This is a genomic window from Roseateles sp. (assembly GCF_049240545.1).
GTDB lineage: Bacteria > Pseudomonadota > Gammaproteobacteria > Burkholderiales > Burkholderiaceae_C > Paucibacter_A.
The window spans coordinates 1-1,068 of the sequence record NZ_JBMLSK010000243.1; the positions used below are offsets into that span (position 1 = coordinate 1).

Sequence of the window (1,068 nt, forward strand, 5' to 3'; positions counted from 1 at the left end):
TGTCGGGTCCCGGATGATTGATGACTCTTTTGGTGAACAGGTGAGGGTGTGATTCCTGCCACTTTTTCATCGCCATCAGGGGTGTTTGGTGGTTGAGAGCCTTCTGCGGCAGATGTTGGTTGTACAGCCACACGTAGCGATGCAGAGTCTTGCTCAGGTCCTCGGCGCTGTTGAAGCGATGCGTCTGCAGCACCTGCTCCAGCCTGCCGTTGAACCGCTCGACCATGCCGTTGGTCTGCGGCGTGCGCGGCCTGGTGAGTCGGTGCTCAATGCCCAGGCTGTCACACAGGAGGTCGAACTCGTGTTCGCCAGAGGCGTCCTTGGCGCGGCTGCCGAACAACCTGTCTGTGAACTCCTTGCCGTTGTCGGTCAGGATGGTGCTGATCACAAACGGCGCAGCCTTGGCCACCTCGTTGAGGAAGCTGCGCGCAGCCGCCGCCGTCTTGCGCCGCTTGATCGAGATGTACACCCAGCGCGTGGCGCGGTCGATGGCCACGAACACGTAGCCGCGCGACGCCTCGTCGGCCATCTGGGGCAGGTACTTCACGTCGATGTGGACGTATCCCGGCTCGTAGGCCTTGAAGGGCTTGGCAGGAGAAGACTCGGGCGACGGTTTGGGCAACTTGTCCACACCTCGGCGCACCAGCAGGCGGTGCAGGGAAGACCGACCCATCGTCGGGTGGACGAATTCGCGCACCACCGCCAGCAAGTCGTCCAGAGGCAGACGCAGTTGCTTGCGCAGGTAGACGACCAACTCTTCCTGGCCTGCGTTCAGCGTGGTCTGCAATTTGTGCGGGGTGTGGCTGCGGTCCTCCACAGTGTCCCGATGCTTCCAGCGCTGAACGGTGGTGCGGCTGATGCCGTACTGCTCAGCCAACTCGTACTCGCTGGCCGAAGACTGTTGGATCTGCGCCCGCACCGCGGGCGTGGTCGTGGCGTTCTTGTGCAGTGCGATCATCATGCGGCCTGGCTCCCGGAAACAAATGCTGCCATGACTGTCTTCAGGACGTCGCGTCCGAAGAGCAGAGCGCGCCTATTGTGCAGGAGCCAATCATCCGGGACCCGACA

1 protein-coding gene is annotated in these 1,068 nt (G+C 62.3%); it reads right to left on the minus strand.

Annotation, left to right across the window (positions count from 1 at the left end; translation table 11 throughout):
* Window positions 1-961: IS481 family transposase (locus ACOVRJ_RS16685; protein ID WP_422044962.1), on the minus strand; the 961-nt coding region annotated here is incomplete at its 3' end.
* Window positions 962-1,068 lie beyond the last annotated feature (107 nt).